The organism is Nocardioides sp. (assembly GCF_035576065.1).
Taxonomy (GTDB): domain Bacteria; phylum Actinomycetota; class Actinomycetes; order Propionibacteriales; family Nocardioidaceae; genus Nocardioides.
In genome coordinates this window covers 84,331-101,222 of record NZ_DATLWX010000040.1, presented here as the reverse complement: position 1 = coordinate 101,222, position 16,892 = coordinate 84,331, and the positions used below count along the sequence as shown (strand labels likewise).

At 68.5% G+C, this 16,892-nt stretch carries 19 protein-coding genes; 17 read left to right on the top strand and 2 right to left on the bottom strand.

The genetic code is table 11. The features are described from left to right. The first annotated feature begins 33 nt into the window (after nucleotides 1–33). The 3 genes from VNJ48_RS17550 to VNJ48_RS17540 all read left to right on the top strand — a co-directional run bounded on the left by VNJ48_RS17550 (nucleotide 34) and on the right by VNJ48_RS17540 (nucleotide 2,682). Nucleotides 34–723 carry a response regulator transcription factor gene (locus VNJ48_RS17550; protein WP_325604448.1) on the top strand — a complete coding sequence of 230 codons (690 nt, stop codon included), beginning with the start codon at nucleotides 34–36 and terminating at the stop codon, nucleotides 721–723. Between the two features lies 1 nt (nucleotide 724). After that, nucleotides 725–1,918: a histidine kinase dimerization/phospho-acceptor domain-containing protein gene (locus tag VNJ48_RS17545; protein WP_325604446.1), complete on the top strand. Its 1,194-nt coding sequence runs from the start codon at nucleotides 725–727 to the stop codon at nucleotides 1,916–1,918. A 125-nt stretch (nucleotides 1,919–2,043) separates the two neighbouring features. Next, a complete protein-coding gene (locus VNJ48_RS17540; protein WP_325604444.1) occupies nucleotides 2,044–2,682 on the top strand; it encodes a hypothetical protein in 639 nt (212 codons plus the stop codon). Between the two features lie 26 nt (nucleotides 2,683–2,708). On the opposite strand, the gene VNJ48_RS17535 is transcribed toward VNJ48_RS17540, so the two are convergent. Beyond that, on the bottom strand, nucleotides 2,709–4,907 hold the full coding sequence (locus tag VNJ48_RS17535) for an MMPL family transporter (protein ID WP_325604442.1): 2,199 nt from the start codon (nucleotides 4,905–4,907) through the stop codon (nucleotides 2,709–2,711). Nucleotides 4,908–5,084: 177 nt separating this feature from the next. On the opposite strand from VNJ48_RS17535, the gene VNJ48_RS17530 reads away from it, so the two are divergent. Both VNJ48_RS17530 and VNJ48_RS17525 read left to right on the top strand, forming a co-directional pair. Further along, complete coding sequence (locus VNJ48_RS17530) at nucleotides 5,085–6,233, top strand: sensor histidine kinase (protein WP_325604479.1); 1,149 nt, start codon at nucleotides 5,085–5,087, stop codon at nucleotides 6,231–6,233. After that, nucleotides 6,230–6,886 (top strand): response regulator transcription factor, encoded by a 657-nt coding sequence (locus tag VNJ48_RS17525; RefSeq protein ID WP_325604441.1) that lies wholly within the window; start codon nucleotides 6,230–6,232, stop codon nucleotides 6,884–6,886. Before VNJ48_RS17530 ends, VNJ48_RS17525 begins: the two co-directional genes overlap by 4 nt. On the opposite strand, the gene VNJ48_RS17520 is transcribed toward VNJ48_RS17525, so the two are convergent. Continuing rightward, on the bottom strand, nucleotides 6,876–7,256 hold the full coding sequence (locus VNJ48_RS17520; RefSeq protein WP_325604439.1) for a helix-turn-helix domain-containing protein: 381 nt from the start codon (nucleotides 7,254–7,256) through the stop codon (nucleotides 6,876–6,878). The genes VNJ48_RS17525 and VNJ48_RS17520 overlap by 11 nt on opposite strands. Nucleotides 7,257–7,330: 74 nt before the next feature. Here VNJ48_RS17520 and VNJ48_RS17515 point away from each other — a divergent pair, with 74 nt between their 5' ends. From VNJ48_RS17515 to VNJ48_RS17460, 12 genes are all read left to right on the top strand, one after another. Next, nucleotides 7,331–7,738 (top strand): RidA family protein, encoded by a 408-nt coding sequence (locus tag VNJ48_RS17515; RefSeq protein ID WP_325604437.1) that lies wholly within the window; start codon nucleotides 7,331–7,333, stop codon nucleotides 7,736–7,738. Nucleotides 7,739–7,911: 173 nt separating this feature from the next. After that, nucleotides 7,912–9,285, top strand: coding sequence for a CpaF family protein (locus tag VNJ48_RS17510; protein WP_325604436.1), 1,374 nt, complete (start codon nucleotides 7,912–7,914; stop codon nucleotides 9,283–9,285). Nucleotides 9,286–9,503: 218 nt separating this feature from the next. Next, nucleotides 9,504–10,103, top strand: a complete 600-nt coding sequence (locus tag VNJ48_RS17505) for a site-specific integrase (RefSeq protein ID WP_325604477.1) — start codon at nucleotides 9,504–9,506, stop codon at nucleotides 10,101–10,103. Continuing rightward, a complete protein-coding gene (locus VNJ48_RS17500; protein ID WP_325604434.1) occupies nucleotides 10,096–12,570 on the top strand; it encodes a tyrosine-type recombinase/integrase in 2,475 nt (824 codons plus the stop codon). The genes VNJ48_RS17505 and VNJ48_RS17500 overlap by 8 nt, the downstream gene beginning before the upstream one ends. A 22-nt stretch (nucleotides 12,571–12,592) precedes the next feature. Beyond that, entirely contained in the window at nucleotides 12,593–12,937 is a 345-nt protein-coding gene (locus VNJ48_RS17495) for a hypothetical protein (RefSeq protein ID WP_325604432.1), read from the top strand. Then, nucleotides 12,937–13,791 (top strand): type II secretion system F family protein, encoded by an 855-nt coding sequence (locus VNJ48_RS17490; protein WP_325604430.1) that lies wholly within the window; start codon nucleotides 12,937–12,939, stop codon nucleotides 13,789–13,791. Before VNJ48_RS17495 ends, VNJ48_RS17490 begins: the two co-directional genes overlap by 1 nt. Further along, the gene (locus VNJ48_RS17485) at nucleotides 13,788–14,729 is read left to right on the top strand and encodes a type II secretion system F family protein (protein WP_325604428.1); all 942 of its coding nucleotides are present in this window, start codon (nucleotides 13,788–13,790) and stop codon (nucleotides 14,727–14,729) included. The genes VNJ48_RS17490 and VNJ48_RS17485 overlap by 4 nt, the downstream gene beginning before the upstream one ends. 62 nt (nucleotides 14,730–14,791) lie before the next feature. Beyond that, a complete protein-coding gene (locus tag VNJ48_RS17480; RefSeq protein ID WP_325604426.1) occupies nucleotides 14,792–14,989 on the top strand; it encodes a hypothetical protein in 198 nt (65 codons plus the stop codon). 55 nt (nucleotides 14,990–15,044) lie between these two features. After that, nucleotides 15,045–15,395 carry a TadE/TadG family type IV pilus assembly protein gene (locus tag VNJ48_RS17475; RefSeq protein WP_325604424.1) on the top strand — a complete coding sequence of 117 codons (351 nt, stop codon included), beginning with the start codon at nucleotides 15,045–15,047 and terminating at the stop codon, nucleotides 15,393–15,395. Continuing rightward, a complete protein-coding gene (locus tag VNJ48_RS17470) occupies nucleotides 15,392–15,874 on the top strand; it encodes a hypothetical protein (protein WP_325604420.1) in 483 nt (160 codons plus the stop codon). The genes VNJ48_RS17475 and VNJ48_RS17470 overlap by 4 nt, the downstream gene beginning before the upstream one ends. Beyond that, the gene (locus VNJ48_RS17465; protein WP_325604418.1) at nucleotides 15,871–16,308 is read left to right on the top strand and encodes a Tad domain-containing protein; all 438 of its coding nucleotides are present in this window, start codon (nucleotides 15,871–15,873) and stop codon (nucleotides 16,306–16,308) included. Before VNJ48_RS17470 ends, VNJ48_RS17465 begins: the two co-directional genes overlap by 4 nt. A gap of 109 nt (nucleotides 16,309–16,417) precedes the next feature. Then, nucleotides 16,418–16,618: a hypothetical protein gene (locus VNJ48_RS17460; RefSeq protein ID WP_325604417.1), complete on the top strand. Its 201-nt coding sequence runs from the start codon at nucleotides 16,418–16,420 to the stop codon at nucleotides 16,616–16,618. The last annotated feature ends 274 nt before the right edge of the window (nucleotides 16,619–16,892 follow it).

Sequence of the window (16,892 nt, the reverse complement as noted above, 5' to 3'; positions counted from 1 at the left end):
GGATCACACCCGCGACAACCTATGCTCGGTCGCATGCCGTCAGTTGTGGTCGTCGAGGACGAAGAAGACATCGCGTTCCCGTTGGTGCGCACGCTCGAACGTGAGGGCTACGAGGTCACGTGGCTGGAGTCCGGCAAGGCGGCGCTCGCGCACCTGTCGACGAAGTCGGCCGACATCATGATCCTCGACCTCGGACTGCCCGACATGGACGGTCTCGATGTGTGTCGCGCAGCGCGCGACGCCGGCTTCGACGGCGGGATCCTGATCGTCACGGCGCGCGCCGGTGAGCTCGACCGGGTGGTCGGCCTCGACTACGGAGCAGACGACTACCTCTCCAAGCCCTTCGGACTGGCTGAGCTCCAGGCGCGCGTGCGCGCGCTGCTGCGGCGCAGCCAGGCCCCCGGCAGCCCCCACGTCCTGGAGGCCGACGAGCCGGGTGGCCTCCGCATCGACACCGACGCGCGACGGGTCACGCTCAACGACGCCGAGGTGGCGCTGACGGTCAAGGAGTTCGACGTCCTGGCGTTGCTGGCTGCCTCCCGCGACAAGGTGGTCTCCCGCGAGCACCTCATGAGCGAGGTGTGGGACGAGAACTGGTTCGGTTCGACCAAGACGCTCGACGTGACCATCGGACGTCTGCGCAGCAAGCTCGAGGAGGCCGGCGCCACCGACCGGGTCGTCGCGATTCGTGGAGTGGGGTTCCGGCTCGAGAGCGGCACCTGACATGAGGGCGAGGCTCACACTCGCCTTCGTGTGCCTCGCCCTGGTCATCGCCTCGGTGGTCGGCTTCACGCGGTCGGCCGCCATCAACGACCTGGTCAGGGCCGCCCAGCTCGACCAGCTCGCCTCGACGGCACGGGTGCTCGCCACCCTCATCGAGGACCTCGAGGACAGCGGGTCGCCGATCACCTCGGACAGGCTCGCTGCCTACGTCCCGGAGGGCGTGGAGCTCACCGTGGAGCGGCCGGACGCGGGGACCGTGACGATCCCCGGCGCCGGTTTCGATCCCGACGTCGGCGAGGACGCCGTCCGGGTCCGGGAGACCGTGGGCTCGACGACGGTCGGCCTGCTTCAGGGCGAGGAGGTCGTGGCCGACCGGGCCCGACAGGAGCAACGAGAGCTGCTCGCGCTGATGCTGCTCATGCTCATCGTCGCTGCCCTCACCGGTTTCGCCGTGGCCACGGGCCTGACGAGGCCCTTCCAGCAGCTGGCCAGGTCGTCGGCCGCCCTGGGCCGGGGGCGTTACGACATCGACCCACCTACGTCGCGTATCCCCGAGGTCGCCTCCCTCGCCGCTTCGCTCAAGGCCGGTGCCACGCAGCTGCAGGACTCGATGCACCGCGACCGCGAGTTCCTCCAGCACACCTCCCACGTCCTGCGCACGCCATTGACCGGGATGCGGCTCGAGCTCGAGGAGCTGAACCTGCGCGATGACCTCGATGAGGAGGTGCGGCGTACGACCGAGCGTTGTCTGCTCGACGTGCAGCGGCTCGACGCCACCGTCGGTGAGCTGCTCGAGTTCGCCCGGGGTCGCCAGGTCGTCGCCGGGGCGGAGGTCAGCCTCGTCACGCTCGGCCACCACATCGCGCAACGGTGGCGCGACCGGTTGCCGGAGGCGCGCGAGATCAAGGCCTTCGTCGACGTCGGACCCGAGATCACCCTCACGCCCGGCCCGGTGGAGCAGCTCCTCGACACCGTGCTCCTCGATGTCTCCGAGCACGCCACCGGGCCGGTGACGCTGCGGTTCTCCGGCTGGGAGAAGCACGTCCGGATCCTGGTGAAAGGTGGCCCCAGTCGCCCCGGTGAAGTCGCCTGGACCGACTCCCGCAAGGCCCGGACGCAGATCGAGATCCTGGGCGGCCGGTGCTCGGACGATCCGACGAAGGACGAGCTGGACATCCTGCTGCCGCGTCGTTGACCCGCGCGAGTGGGATGGCCGAAGCGTTACCGAGGCGTTGGTGGAGCGTAGCCCCTGCGTGGGGTGGATTCCTTTACCTTTGGACGAAGCCCCCAACCGGGAGCCCCTGAGGAGCGGAGTCGGTCTTGACGCTCGAGCTGACCACCCGCTCGAGGCGGCGCGCAGCGCGCAATCGCCGCACGGTCGTCCAGGTCGCGAGCTTCCTGCTGCTGCTGATCGCGCTGAGCTTCGTGGTCCCTGCGGCCGCCGGTCTGGCCTTCCACACCGTCACTGATGACGCCATGAGCGGCACCATCGACAAGGGTTCGGCAGTCGTCGTCGAGTCGGTGCCTGTCGCCGACCTCGAGCTGGGCGACATCATCACCTACGCAACGACCTCCACCGAGGACAGTCCCCTGGTCACGCGACGCATCGCCGGGATCGAGGCCGGCGTCTATCGCACGATGGGCGACGGCACGGGCGCCCTGGACCCGTGGACCGTCACCCTCGACGCCTCGAGCCAGGACGTCGTCGTCGCGCACGTGCCCTACGCCGGCTACGCCGTCGACATCCTGGATGGGCCGGTGCGCTACTGGTTGGCCGCAGCCCTCGGTGTTCTGCTGGGGGCCGCGCTGCTCAGCGGGGCGCGGGCTGCTCGACATGACCACGTGAGGATCGCCAGCACGCCCGCGACCCCCGCGCCGGTCGAGGACGCCCCGACGCTCGCACCACGAGTCCCGTCCCCCCGCACCTCGGGCGAGACCCGCAGCGACTCCACCGTCTGACAACGGCGCTTCTGGCGCGCCGCCGGTCAGGCGGACACGGCGACCGGCTCGGGTACAGCTTCAGGAGTCACAGGCGAGGTGGGGATCGGCTCGCCCGGCAACAGCCGGTCCAGCCACCCTGGCAGCCACCAGTTGGCCCGACCGAGCAGCTTCATCGATGCAGGCACCAGGACCAGCCGCACGATGGTGGCGTCGACGGCGATCGCGGTCGCGAGGCCGAGCCCCATCATCTTCGCCAGCGGATCCTCGCCGAGGACGAAGCTGCCGAAGACCGCCACCATGATCAGCGCCGCCGACGTGATCGTGCGGGCCGTGCCGGCCAGCCCACGCACGACCGCCTCGTCGTTGTCCCCGGTCCGCACGAACTCCTCTCGGATCCGCGAGAGCAGGAAGACCTCGTAGTCCATCGAGAGCCCGAAGAGGATGGCGAACATGAAGAGCGGGATGAACGACAGGATCGGCAGCGACGACTGCACCCCGATCAGCTCGTTGCCCCAGCCCCACTGGAAGACCATCACCATCACGCCGTACGCCGCACCCACGCTGAGCAGGTTCATCAGCGCGGCCTTCAGCGGGACGACGACGGAGCGGAACATCACCAGGAGCAGCAGCACCGACAGCAGCACCACTGCGGCGATGAACCAGGGGAGACGCTCCTGGACCCGGTCGCCCAGGTCGGCGAAGACCGCGACCTGACCGCCGACATGGGCCTTGGCCGGGCTGCCCTCCAGCACGTCGGGGAGGACCTCGGCGCGCAAGCGGGCGATGGTGTCCTGCGTCGCCTCGGCCTGCGGGGACGTGGTGGGCTCCGCGACCAGCACCGCGATGCCCTCCGCTCCGACCCGAGCGGGAGAGACCTCGGCGATCCCCGGGTCCGCGGCGATGGCCTCGACAAGCGGCTCGAGGACGCCCGGGTCGCCGGCGACGTCGACGGCGATGACGAGCGGGCCGTTCGCGCCGGGGCCGAAGCCCTCGGTGACCAGGTCGTAGGCGCGGCGCTCGGTGCGCGCGTCGGGCATCGCGCCCTCATCGGGGAAGCCCAGGCGGAGAGCGGTGACCGGGGCGGCCATCGCGACCAGCAGGACGGTGGCGCCGACGGTGTAGGCCACCGCGTGGCGGCCGACGTGGGCGCCCCACCGGCGCCAGCCGCGGCTGACACCCTCGACCCGGCGCGGCCGGCGGCCGTTGACGCGGGTGCCGGCCAGGCCGAGCAGCGCGGGCAGCAGGGTGACCGAGGCCAGCACCATCATCAGCACGATCCAGGAGATGCCGATCCCGCCGGCGGTGACGAACGGGATCTTCGCCACGGCGAGACCGAGGATCGCCACGACGACGGTCCCGCCCGCGAAGACCACCGAGCGTCCGGCCGTCGCCAGCGACAGGCCGACCGCGTCCTCGACGCTGCGGCCCTCGGCGAGGTGCTCGCGGAAGCGGGTGAGCACGAAGAGGGAGTAGTCGATGCCGACCCCGAGGCCGACCATGGCGCCGATCGTGGTGGCCCAGGCGGGGATGTCGACGGCATAAGCGACGAGCGGGAGTGAGCCGGCCCCGACGAGGAGCCCGAAGAGGGCGGTCCCGATCGGCAGACCCATCGCGACCACGGACCCGAAGGCGAGCAGCAGGATCACGACCGCAGCGAGCAGGCCGAGCCCTTCGGCGAGACCCGGCGGCGGCTCCTCGAAGGCGAAGTGGAGGTCACCGCCCGCCTCGATCTGCAGCGACGTGCTCTCCCGCAGGTCGTCGAGGACCGTCTCGAGTCGTTCGAGGTCGCGCTTCGAGAGGTCCTGCCGCTCGGGGTACTGGACCCGGACCAACGCGACCTCACCGTCACGGGACACGACCCCCGAGTCGATCGCGGCCTGCCGGCCCTGCTGGAGCGCGCCTGCCGGGTCGCCGGTGCCCAACACGTTCGGCAGCGCGCCGATGGCAGCCTGGACCTCGGCGACCTCAGCCTGGGCCTCGGCGGAGTCGATGAAGCTGACGCCCTCGTCGCGGGGGGTGACGACGACGTCCGCGCCGAGCCCCATGTCGGCGTCGCCGGAGCGCTCCAGCAGCTCGCTGGCGGCGTGCGAGTCGAGCCCGGGGGCCTCGAAGGGGTCCTCGAGCTCGCGCCCGAACCCGGCCGCGGAGGCGAGGACCACGATGGCCAGGACCAGCCAGGTGGCGATGACCACCCAGGGGCGGCGGGCGGCGAACCGGCCGAGCCTCATCAGTGCACGGGACATGAGCGGATCTCCTCGAGTGGGGCGGCACCGTCGGCCAGCCAGTGCCTCCACCGTCCCGTGGGCGGGGGTGCGGGGGCATCGGTCACGCGGCTCGTGCCGCGTCGTCCTTGTGACCGAGGGAGCCTCAGACTTTCGGTCGGTACGGCGACGTCCGGCCTTCCCTAGGCTGGGCCGGTGATGTCTTCCCTGCGGTCGCTGCTCGACGAGCCGCGCGTCCCAGCGCCAGCGGGCGACGGTGCCCGGAGGCGGGACTGGGTCCTGATCGCGGTGGTGGTGGTCTCGGCGACGCTGGAGCTGGGGCTGCGCGACGATCTTCGCCTGCCGTGGTTGGCGTGGCTCGTGACAGTCGGTCTGGTGCCGACGGTCCGCTGGCGGCGTACCCACCCGCTCCGCGTGGTCCAGATCGCCTTCGGGGCCGCGATCGTGGTCGACCTGGGCCTCTTGGTCGCGGACCGTTCCACTCTGGAGATGGTGTCGGCCGTCTACCTCCTGCTGCTGCCCTACTCACTGTTTCGGTGGGCGTCCGGCCGGGAGGTGGCGGTGGGCCTACCCGTCATCCTGGGCGCGGCCGGGCTCGGGTTGGTCGTGGACTGGGAGGCCGGGCTGGACGACACCATCGGCGGCATGACCGTCCTCATCACCGCGATGGCGCTCGGCGTCGCCGTACGCTCCCAGAACGGTGCCCGGGAGCGGCGCCTCGAGCAGGCGAAGGCGGACGAGCGGGTGGAGATCGCGCGGGAGCTGCACGACACCGTCGCCCACCACGTCTCGGCGATCGCGATCCAGGCGCAGGCCGGTCGTGCGCTGGCCGCCACTGCCCCGGCTGCCCCGCTGGAGGCGCTGGCGGTCATCGAGCAGGAGGCGTCACGAGCCCTCGCCGAGATGCGCGCCATGGTCCGGGTCCTGCGCAACCCGACGCCGGCTGACTACGCACCCCAGCACGGTGTGAGCGACCTGGAGCGGCTGGCGGCCGCGTCGTCGAGCGGGCCGCCGGTGCGGGTGACGCTGTCCGGCGACGTCGAAGGGCTGCCTGCAGCAGTGGACGCCGCCGTCTACCGGATCGTCCAGGAGTCGGTCACGAATGCCCTGCGGCACGCGACCAACGCCACGGCGGTCGACGTCCGCGTCGACCGGGACCGGTCGCGGGTCCGGGTGACGGTGTGCGACGACGGCGAGCCGACCACGCCACCGGCGGCGGGTCGAGGGTTCGGCATCACCGGCATGGTCGAGCGGGCGGAGCTCCTCGGCGGGGAGTGCCGGGTCGGACCCGGGGCCGAGCGCGGGTGGACGGTCGAGGCCACGCTGCCGCTGGCGGTGACCCGATGACGATCCGCGTCGTGGTCGCCGACGACCAAGACCTTGTGCGCACCGGGCTGCGGCTCATCCTCGGCACCCTCGACGGCATCGAGGTCGTGGGGGAGGCGGGCGACGGCCGCGAGGCCGTGCGGGTGGCCCGCGAGCAGCGCGCCGACGTCTGCCTGATGGACATCCGGATGCCGGTCATGGACGGGGTGGAGGCGACCCGTCTGCTGGCCGGGCCGGGAGTCGCGGACCCGGTGGCGGTCGTGGTGATCACCACCTTCGACCTCGACGAATACGTCCACGGGGCCCTGCAGGCGGGCGCGAGCGGCTTCCTGCTCAAGGACGCCGGTCCGGAGCTCCTCGGCGAGGCGATCCGCGCCGCCACCCGCGGCGACTCGCTGATCTCGCCGAGCATCACGCGCCGGCTGTTGGCGTCGTTCGCCGGCAGCAGCCGGGCCAACCCGCCGGTCCAGCCCATCGACGCCCTGACGGACCGCGAGGAGCAGGTGCTCCTCACCGTCGCCCGCGGCCGCACCAACGCCGAGATCGCCGACGAGCTCCACATCAGCCTCAGCACGGTGAAGACCCACCTCGGCGCCCTGATGGCCAAGCTCGGCGCCCGGAACCGTGTCGAGGTCGCTATGTGGGCCTACGAGACCGGCCGGGTCATCGACTGACCGGCACCTGGTCGAGCGTCTCGTCGTAGTCGGCCTGGGCAGTTCTGATCGCATCGAGGTGGTCGTCGCTCCATCGCAGGATTGCCTCGACGGGCTCACGCAGGGTCTTGCCCAGTGTGGTGATGCGGTATTCGACGGCGATGGGACGATCGCTCACGACGACCCGCTCGACGATCCCGCTGCGCTCGAGCCGACGGAGCGTGGTGGTCAGCGACTTCTGGGTGACCGGCATCAACCGACGTAGCTCGTTGAATCGTCGGGGCTCCTCGCACAGCTCCTCGAGGATCAACATGGACCACTTGTCGAAGACCTGCCCCAGGATCTCTCGGTGGTCCTGGGTCAGGACGAGCCGCTCGGTGGTGTCACTCACGAAACCTAGTCTAGTTGAAGTGCCCTTCCGGCACCAGGTATACATCAGATACCAATCCGAAGGGACAACCCAGCATGACGATCCAGCTCATCTCACCCGACCAGATGCTCCAAGGAGCCCCCTACCACCACGTCGCCATCGCCACGGGGAGCACGCAGGTGCATGTCGCTGGCCAGATCGGTCAGCGGGGCAACGACCCGGTGGCACCCGACGACCTGGCAGCGCAAGTGGCCCAGACGTTGCGCAACACGGCCCTCGGTCTGTCAGCCGCCGGCGCCACGTTCGCCGACGTCGTTCGTCTGACCTTCTACGTGACGCGGTGGACTCCGGACAAGATCGAGGACTTCATGGAGGGCGTCAACTCCGTCGCGGAGGAGATCGGTCTGTCGGTGCCCTTTCCGCCGACCTCTCTCATCGGCGTCGAGGTCCTCTACACGCCGGACGTGCTCGTCGAGCTCGAGGCAACTGCCGTCCTGCCCTGAGTCGCCTGCTGTGTGCGTCGCCGTGCGGCCGCCGTGACTCGGTCACCCAGCTGAGAAGCCTGGCCCGCCGGGTAAAGGTTCTCCACAGATGTTGCTTCGCCAGTAGTCGACAGCGCTCCGCTTCCACTAGCGTTCGGGCCTGTAGAAACCATCTCGGGACCGGGGGACTACTGATGACGCTGACGCGTCCAGACACGCATGCCGACCTCATCGAAGAGCTCGATGCGCGGGTGCGCGAACAGGTGCGCACTGAGGGGGTCGACCCCCAGCGGGACAGCGCGATCGTGCGCCGGATCGCGCAGGAGGTGGTGGGCCGCCACGACGAGCGCAGCCTCACCGGTGCCGTCGCCCCGGTGGTTGATCCCGCCGCAGTGGTCGGGGAGCTGATCGCTCGGGTCTCCGGCTTCGGTCCGCTCCAGGCGTTCCTCGACGACCCCGAGGTCGAGGAGCTCTGGATCAACGATCCCAGCCGGGTCTTCATCGCGAGGCGCGGACGCCACGAGCTGACCAACCTGATGTTGTCCTCCGCGCAGGTGCACGAGCTGGTGGAGCGGATGCTCAAGTCCAGCGGTCGGCGCATTGACATCTCGCAGCCCTTCGTGGACGCGATGCTCCCCGAAGGCCATCGCCTGCACGTGGTGCTGGAGGGCATCAGCCGCGGCTTCTTCGCGGTGAACATTCGCAAGTTCGTCGTACGCGCCAGACGCCTCGACGACCTCGTGGAGCTCGGCAGCTTGAGCGGCCAGGCAGCGGCCTTCCTGGACGCGTCGATCCGGGCCGGACTCAACGTCCTGGTGGCCGGCGGGACCCAAGCCGGCAAGACGACATTCCTCAACTGCCTGTCCGCGTCCATCCCGGGCGGCGACCGGGTGGTGTCCGCGGAGGAGGTCTTCGAGCTCCAGTTCACGCATCCCGACTGGGTGCCGATGCAGACGCGTCAGGCCGGGCTCGAGGGCACGGGGGAGATCCTGCTGCGTGACCTGGTCAAGGAAGCACTGCGTATGCGCCCCAGCAGGATCATCGTCGGGGAAGTGCGTGCTGAGGAGTGCCTCGACCTGTTGCTCGCACTCAACGCGGGTCTGCCCGGCATGTGCTCTGTTGACTGCGCTAACTACGGCGTGTCCTACGCGGGGCAGTCGATCGTTCGTACAGGGTCGGTCGTGTGTTGGACGAAGTGCGTCGCGAGCTCATCGAAGCCCAGGTACCGATCCCGAAGCTGGGTGAGGTCCGCGAGTCCGGCCGGAGACACCCGATGTGGGTCTTCGTCGACGACAGCGGAGCCGAGGTCGAGGCGGTCACCCGCTACTTACGCGACCTTGCCCTGTCTGACTGCCGACCCGGGACTACGAAGGCGTACGCGTATGCGCTCCAATGGTGGTTCCGCCTCTTGTGGCGCCTTGACGTCGAGTGGGATCGGGCGACCCGGACCGACGTCGAGGTCCTTGTTGGATATCTGCGGAGCGCTGAGAATCCCCAGCGGCGGCGCAGCGTGGAATCGAAGACAATCGCTGGCGGCGTCAATCCGATCACCCGGAAAAGACACCTGAGCCACGGCTATTCGAGCTCGTACATCGACGGCATTCTTTCCGCGCTTTCTGGGTTCTACAGTTTTCACGCCGAGAATCGACGGGGCCCAGTCACCAACCCAGTGCCCGCAAATCGAGAACGATCCGACGCCCTTAGGCATCGCAGCCCGATCGAGTCCCGGCGCCAGTTTCGACGAGCGCCACTTCGTCAGCGCAAGACGGCCAAGCAGCCGCGCGCGATGTCAGATGATCGCTACGACGAGTTCCTAGCCGCACAGCGGTGCGATCGCGACCGAGCACTGGTGACCATGTTCGTGTCGAGCGGCGCACGCGCGCAGGAACTGCTAGAGGTAGGACTGGACGACCTCGACTGGGGCGGCATGCGCTTCTGGGTCATATCGAAGGGCACGAGAGCACGGGAGGAGGTCCCGGCCTCACCTGAAGCTATGCGGCTCTTAGCCAAGTACCTGGACGGCGCACCGTCCGTTCCTCCCGGGGAACCCATCTGGCGCACACGCCGAGGACCCAATCGACCGCTCCAATATCCAGCCATGCGCGCGATCATCCAGCGAGCGAACGCTTCGCTCGGGACCAACTGGACTGCTCACGACTTCCGGCACACCCTGTGCACCCGCCTGTCGCGGGATGAGGCGTTTCGGACCGAAGAGATCCAGACAATCATGCGGCACGCCAACATCACCACGACCGGCATCTACCAGCACACCGAGCTCGATGACGTCATCGACCGATTGGTCGTGCATTACGACAAGCCACGCGTAGTTCCAGTCCTGGGCCGCGGGTTCAACCAAGCCGACATGCAGGCGGTGTTCGGTGGTTGACCTGGTCGACGAAGCTCCGTACACGATGCGGAGTCGCCGCTCAGCCACGGGTGGCGTGCGTTCAGACGCCCTGAGGGAGGCACCAGAGTCCCGGTTCGACTTAGAGAACGCCGACGCGCGTCCCGCGACACCGAGCGTCCTTCCACGTCCCTTCGGTGAGCTGAGTCAAGCGACGGTCGACGCGATCGTTGAACGAACCGGACTCGTCGGCTCGCAGTTGAAGAGTCAGCGCGACAAGCGGAAGCGTGGCGCAGCCTGGCTGCTGAGGTTCCTCCTGGGCTATCCCGGCAACACTTGGCAGGAGCGATGGATCGCCAGCGGCTTGGACAGCGGAACCCGATCCATTGCGGTGGTCACGGAGGCCAACTACCGAGGGAACTCGAAGTACAAGGGGTACGAGGTCACAGCTGGCTTGCAGGCGCTGTTCCTGTTGCGGGTGATCCAGCCAAGCTTGGTGTCCTTCCGAGCTAACAAGTTCGGGCACTACGCCGACTACTTCGTGGCGACGCAAGGCGACCCCGATCTGGCTCGCTTCGAGGTTGAACTGAGGAAGAACACCGCGTCCAGCCGATACCAGGACCGTGCGCTCTTCGACGTCGCTGTCGCCATGACGACTCAAGGGATCCGGTTCGCCGACCTCGAGCCACCAGCCTTGTTGCACTACTCGCTCGAATGCCGCAGAAGTGGACTGGTGCTCGGAAGGGGGAACCAAGGGCGAGGTCACTTCGCGGGTCTGCTCGCGTGGGACGTCTGCTACGCCATGGGCCACTTCCCAACGAACACCGCACCGACGCTGCGAGCCAGCCTGTACAACGGACAGAAGTCCGCCGAGCAGCTCGTAGATCGACATGGTCGCATTGGCAACGAGGGCGTGCGGCAACTACTGGTCGACTACCTGATCCGAAGGCAGTTGGACACCGACTACAACACTCGCGAGGGACTGGCCAGCTTCCTGGTCAAGAACTTCTGGCTCAGCATCGAGCAACTGTCACCGGGGCAAGCCGATCTGAATGTCTCCCCCGAGCTGTACGACCAGTGGAAGGAAGTTGCACGATTCAAGGACAACGGCGAACTACGCGTGTCGATGCAGTCGGTGCTACTGCCCGTACGGGCGCTGTACCTCGACATCCAAAGCTGGGCCTTGACCGAACCCGAGAGATGGGCGGAGTGGGCAGCGCCCTGCCCGGTCCCGCAGTCGGACCTGCGCGGCTTCGCCAAGCGCCGGCGAGAGATCAAACAGCGAATGGACGGCCGCACACGCGTGCGGCAGCCACTCCTCCCGCTCCTCGTCGACTACGTCGAGCGAGACCTGACTGACGCCACCAAGCTCCTTCGGGCAACCAAGGCTGCCAGCGGTGGCGAAGATTTCGAGGTCGCCGGCGTTCGGTATCGACGCACGGACAGTCGGGTCGACCAGGTCGCAGCGGCAGCCGGTAGCGAGAACTTTCGTGTGGACAATCTGGATACGGGCGAGGTTGTGAACGCCGCTTCGCGCGAGGAGACGGCCTTCTGGGCGTGGGCCTACGTCGAAGTTCTTCGGCACACCGGCATCCGCGTCGAGGAGCTCGTAGAGATCACTCACACCAGCCTCATCCCATACGACCGTCCCAATGGTGAGGTGATCCCGCTCTTAGTGATCGCACCGTCAAAGACCGACCGTGAGCGAGTGATCCCATGCTCTCCCGAGCTGTTCCATGTGCTCGCGCTCATCATCAGCCGTCAGACTCTGAATGGCCCGATCTCGGTGATACCGCGCTACGACACTCACGAGAAGGTGATGACAGACCCGCTGCCCTTCATCTTCCAGCGGCAGACCGGTGGCATCCGCCGAGTGACGTCACCAGGCACGGTCCTGGATGCACTGAAGGCGGCTTGCCGACGGGCCGAACAGACTGTTCCCGCCTTCCGCGGCACCCACTTCACCCCGCACGACTTCCGGCGCTTGTTCACAACGGAGATCTTGAACGCCGGACTCCCTATTCACATCGGAGCGGCTCTATTGGGGCACCTGAATATCGAGACGACGCGCGGCTACGCCGCAGTTTTTGCGGAGGACGTCGTATCCCACTTCCAGTCATTCTTGAACCGACGACGGAAGCTGCGACCGCAGGAGGAATACCGCCCTACGACTCCAGAAGAATGGCAAGAGTTCGAGGAGCACTTCGACAAACGCAAACTGGAGCTTGGCTCGTGCGGACGCCCGTACGGAACCCCCTGCAACCACGAGCACGCCTGCATCCGGTGCCCGATGCTGCACGTCGACCGCAAGATGCTGCCGAGGCTCGACGAGATCGAACGCGACCTGCTAGAGCGGCTGGATCGAGCCAACGAGTCAGGCTGGGCTGGCGAGATCGACGGCATCGAGATCACCCTGAGCATGCTGCGTACGAAGCGTGAGGAGACGCTCCGTCAACAGAGGGTCACCACCGAGGTGAGTTTGGGTATGCCTTCGCTTCGACCTGACTAGGCACAGGGATGGCATGTGGTTAGTGCAGAAAAGCACTCTGCACGCCAACAGTGCCCGGGAGGCGCTGATGAAGATGTGCACCTTGCCGCTGCTGGCCGGGGAGAACATTTCGGCGCGCTTCGTGGTGCCCACCGTTGCCAGCTCCGTCGACCTGGTGGTGCACCTCGGCATCGATACGCAGGGCGTCCGGCGCGTCAACGAGATCGTCTCCGTCCCCGGTCGGGTGGAGAACGACATCATCGAGATCGAGCCGATCTTCGAGCGCGTCGGCGCAGAGCTGCGACGTGGAGCCGGGACGCCGTCACGGCTCGAACGCTTCGAGCGCCTCGGCATCGACGTGCACCAGATCCTGAGCGCGGGCCACTGATGGGCGCCCTCGTCGGACTGGGCCTGGGGGTGGGCCTGCTGCTCATCTGGTCGGCGTTCTTCGTGCCCCGGACAGCCAGGCCTGCCCGACCCGGCGGCGCCCGTGGGCGGCAACTGTTGGCGCGCGCAGGCCTCGGCGACGTCTCCGTGACCAGCGTGGTGGTGCTGTGCGCCGTGTTCTCCCTGGTCGCCTTCGTGGTGATCCAGGCGGTCTCGCGGACCGTCCCGGTGTCGCTCGCGTTCGCGCTGATGGCCGGCTACGCGCCGATCGCAGTGGTCAAGCAGCGCGCTGCGAGGCGACAACGCGAGTTCGCCGAGGTCTGGCCCGACGCGGTGGACAACCTCGCCAGCGCCGTACGCGCCGGACTGTCGCTGCCCGATGCGCTCGCCGCGCTCGGCACCAACGGACCCGAGGCGTTGCGCGACTCCTTCAACCAGTTCGCTCTCGACTACCAGGTCACCGGGAGGTTCCACGAGTCTCTCGACCGGCTCAAGGAACGCCTGTCCGACCCGGTGGGCGACCGCGTCGTCGAGGGCCTGCGCATCGCCCGCGAGGTCGGTGGTGGAGAGCTCGGCCGTCTGCTGCGCAACCTCTCCGGCTATCTCCGCGACGAAGCCCGCACCCGCTCGGAGATGGAGTCGCGGCAGGCGTGGACCATCAACGGCGCCCGGCTGGCCGTGGCTGCCCCGTGGGCTGTGCTGCTGCTGATGTCGTTCCAGTCCGGTTCGATCACCGCCTACTCCTCGAGCGCCGGGGTGGTGGTGCTCGTCATCGGGGCCGTCCTGTGCCTGTCGGCATACCGGCTGATGATGCGCATCGGCCGGTTGCCCGTCGAGCGCCGGATCCTCGCATGAGTCCGACGTGGTGGGGCGCTCTCCTGGGGGCCTCGTGCGCCGCCGGAGTGCTCCTGGTCGCCGCCCGGGTGGCAGTGATCCGTCGCCCTCAGCTCGCGCTGCGCGTGCTGCCCTACATCCGCGACCTGCCCCAGGTCGGCCGGACCCCGTCGCTCAAGGTCGCGTCCTCGTCGCCGACAGCGGCAGCGGCCGGGATCTTCGGCCCCTTCCTCCGCTCGGCGGCCGATCTGGTCGAGAAGGTTCTCGGTGGGGCCACGTCCGTGCGACGCCGGCTCGAGCGGGCCGCGATCGACAAGACCGTGCACGAGTTCCGGATCGAGCAGGTGGTGTGGGGGATCGCGGGGTTCGCGGCAGTGGCGGCCCTCTGCCTGCTGCGCGCCCTCACCGACGACATCAGCCCGGTGGGGGCCCTGCTCCTGTGCTGTGTCGGGTTCGCGCTCGGGGTGATGGGGCGCGACAACCGCCTCAGCAGCCAGGCCACCAACCGTGAGCGTCAGATCGTCGTGGAGTTCCCGACCGTTGCCGAGCTGCTCGCGCTGGCTGTTGCTGCTGGTGAGAGCCCGGTCGCTGCGCTCGACCGCGTCGTACGCCGCAGTGGCGGCGAGCTCTCCGCCGACCTCGCCCGCGTGCTGGCCCAGATCCGCACCGGCACGCCGGTCGCCGCCGGCTTCTACGGGCTCGCGGCGACGACGGGGCTGCCCCTGGTGGCCAGGTTCGCGACGGGGATCTCGGTCGCGATCGAGCGGGGGACCCCGCTGGCTGACGTGCTGCACGCGCAGGCCGCCGACGTCCGTGAAGCAGGTCGACGCAACCTGATCGAGACCGCTGCTCGCAAAGAGGTCTTCATGATGGCGCCGGTCGTCTTCCTGGTGCTACCTGTGACAGTTCTTTTCGCCTTCTTCCCCGGCGCCATCGGCTTGAGCCTGGTGGTGCCATGAGGCAGCACCCACCGCCCACCACCCACATCTGTGACCGATCGACCAACCGAACGGGGAGTCCCATGAAGCGCCCGGCACCTGACAAGTTCCTGCTGTTCTACCTCGCCCTCTCGGGCCCGCGCCGACGCGACGAGCGTGGCGACGTGCCCGGGTGGGTGATGGTGACGGTGATGACCGTCGGTTTGGCGCTGGTCATCTTCACCTTCGCCGAGGAGCCGCTCAAAGCCCTGTTGACGCGCGCCTTCGACTCCGTGAACTAGCTCCGTGCTGCGGAGGTCCGGCTCACGCGGACGATCCGAACGCGGCAGTGCCGTCGTGGACTTCGTGATGATCCTCGTGGTGCTGCTGCCGATGTTCGCCGCGCTGTTCCAACTCTCGCTGGTGCTCCACGTCCAGAACACGCTGGCGTCTGCTGCCGCCGAGGGTGCTCGACGCGCTGCGGTCACCGGCGCCACCCCCGACGACGGCGTCGCCAAGGCCAGGCAGCAGATCGTCGGCACCGTCAATGCGAAGTTCGCCCAGGACATCACCATCGAGGACACCGTCATCGGTGGAGCCCCGGCCTATCGGGTGGTCATCACTGCGGAGGTTCCTGCGCTGGGGCTGGGCGGGCCCGCGATCGCCCTGGAGGCGAGCGGCAACGCGATCATCGAGCAGTCCCAGTGAGCGAGCGACGGCGACGACTTCGAGGCAGGGACGAGCAGGGGAGCGCTCTCGTCGAGTTCTGCTGGGTCGCGCTCATCCTCTTCATCCCGATCACCTGGATCGTCATCTCGGTCTTCGAGGTCCAGCAGGGTGCCTTCGCCGTCAACGGTGCGGCCCGCGCGGCGGCCCGGGCCTACGCCCTCGCTCCCGATGATGCGACGGGGGCGGCGCGCGCCCAGGCGGTGGTCGACCAGACGCTGGCCGACCAGGGTGGCGACGGGCAGGTCGGCCAGGTGTTGGTCACGTGTGAGCCCTACCCGGACAACTGCCACGCCGGCACGTCGCTGATCACGGTCCACGTCTACTCGGGGGTGGTCCTCCCGTTCCTGCCCGAGGTGCTGGCCGACAACCGGCGCTCGTTCAAGCTCACCGCCCGGCACACGGTGCCGATCGGCCAGTTCGTCGCCGTACCAGACAGTCAAGGCGGTGGCAGGCAGTGAAGCGCCGCGACGAGCGGGGATCCACCATCCCGCTGATCCTCGGACTGGCCACCGTGCTGCTGATGGGCATCGCGCTCGTCATCAACGCCTCCTCGGCCTACCTCCAGCGCCAGAGCCTCGACACCCTCGCCGATGGTGCCGCGTTGCGCGGCGCCGACCTCGGCGCTTCGGGGGTGTACGGCGAAGGGCTGACCCAGGACCGGCTGCTGCAGGAGTCGGGCGCGGTCAGGAAGGTCGTGATCGCCTATCTCGCGTCGGTCGGCGCCGACCGCACCTATCCCGGACTCGAGGTGCAGGCCCGGGTCAACGTCGTGGACCGCTCGGTGACGGTGATCCTGAGCGCCCCGGTCAAGCTGCCCCTGCACCTCCCCGGGACTCCGACCCGGCCGGTGGTCACGGCGACCAGCACGGCTGCGGTGACGCTGGAGGAGTAGCGAGCGGCCCGTAGCCTCTGCGTCCCTCGGGCGTTGAGTGGGTACCGATCGAGGTCGCACGAGAGCCGCGGCCAGCCGACGTTTGACGTCTACCCCCCGGAGAGCTGCCATGAAGTCTGCTGACCCATACCTCGCCATGTCTGACCCGTCCTGGGTGCACCTGGTGAACCAGCCCTTGGGCCCCGCCCGGGCTCGGGCGGAGCTCGACCGCCTCGAGGCGGCCATCCTCGACCCGGCGCGCATCCGGAGCCTCGGCGGAGCGAGCGACCAGGCCGGCGCACGCCTCGAGACCGTCGAGCCACCCGACTGACCGCTCGAGCGGCACGGATCCGCGTGTTGCGGCTGAGTATCGTGATGTCGTGGTCGACGTAGCCGGCTGACGTAGGCGCCTGGATGCTCCGCGAAGGCGCGGTGCTTCTCTGGGCTCCAGCCGGGTCAGGGCTCGAGGACGCCGCCGCTGAACTATGCCGAGTGCGTCCCGGATGAGGAACGCGCAGCAGCGAGCGTGGCATTGGTAGCGGAGATCTCAGCGGAAGAGCCAGGAACGACGTCAGCACCTTCACGCGATGTCTCACGCGGGATAC

Bases quoted from the DNA above. Each gene is read 5' to 3' on its own strand.
- VNJ48_RS17550 (WP_325604448.1), top strand. From the start codon at position 34: ATGCCGTCAGTTGTGGTCGTCGAGGACGAAGAAGACATCGCGTTCCCG.
- VNJ48_RS17535 (WP_325604442.1), bottom strand. From the start codon at position 4,907: ATGTCCCGTGCACTGATGAGGCTCGGCCGGTTCGCCGCCCGCCGCCCC.
- VNJ48_RS17460 (WP_325604417.1), top strand. From the start codon at position 16,418: ATGAAGTCTGCTGACCCATACCTCGCCATGTCTGACCCGTCCTGGGTG.
- VNJ48_RS17530 (WP_325604479.1), top strand. From the start codon at position 5,085: ATGTCTTCCCTGCGGTCGCTGCTCGACGAGCCGCGCGTCCCAGCGCCA.
- VNJ48_RS17525 (WP_325604441.1), top strand. From the start codon at position 6,230: ATGACGATCCGCGTCGTGGTCGCCGACGACCAAGACCTTGTGCGCACC.
- VNJ48_RS17480 (WP_325604426.1), top strand. From the start codon at position 14,792: ATGAAGCGCCCGGCACCTGACAAGTTCCTGCTGTTCTACCTCGCCCTC.
- VNJ48_RS17515 (WP_325604437.1), top strand. From the start codon at position 7,331: ATGACGATCCAGCTCATCTCACCCGACCAGATGCTCCAAGGAGCCCCC.
- VNJ48_RS17490 (WP_325604430.1), top strand. From the start codon at position 12,937: ATGGGCGCCCTCGTCGGACTGGGCCTGGGGGTGGGCCTGCTGCTCATC.
- VNJ48_RS17485 (WP_325604428.1), top strand. From the start codon at position 13,788: ATGAGTCCGACGTGGTGGGGCGCTCTCCTGGGGGCCTCGTGCGCCGCC.
- VNJ48_RS17510 (WP_325604436.1), top strand. From the start codon at position 7,912: ATGACGCTGACGCGTCCAGACACGCATGCCGACCTCATCGAAGAGCTC.
- VNJ48_RS17545 (WP_325604446.1), top strand. From the start codon at position 725: ATGAGGGCGAGGCTCACACTCGCCTTCGTGTGCCTCGCCCTGGTCATC.
- VNJ48_RS17505 (WP_325604477.1), top strand. From the start codon at position 9,504: ATGTCAGATGATCGCTACGACGAGTTCCTAGCCGCACAGCGGTGCGAT.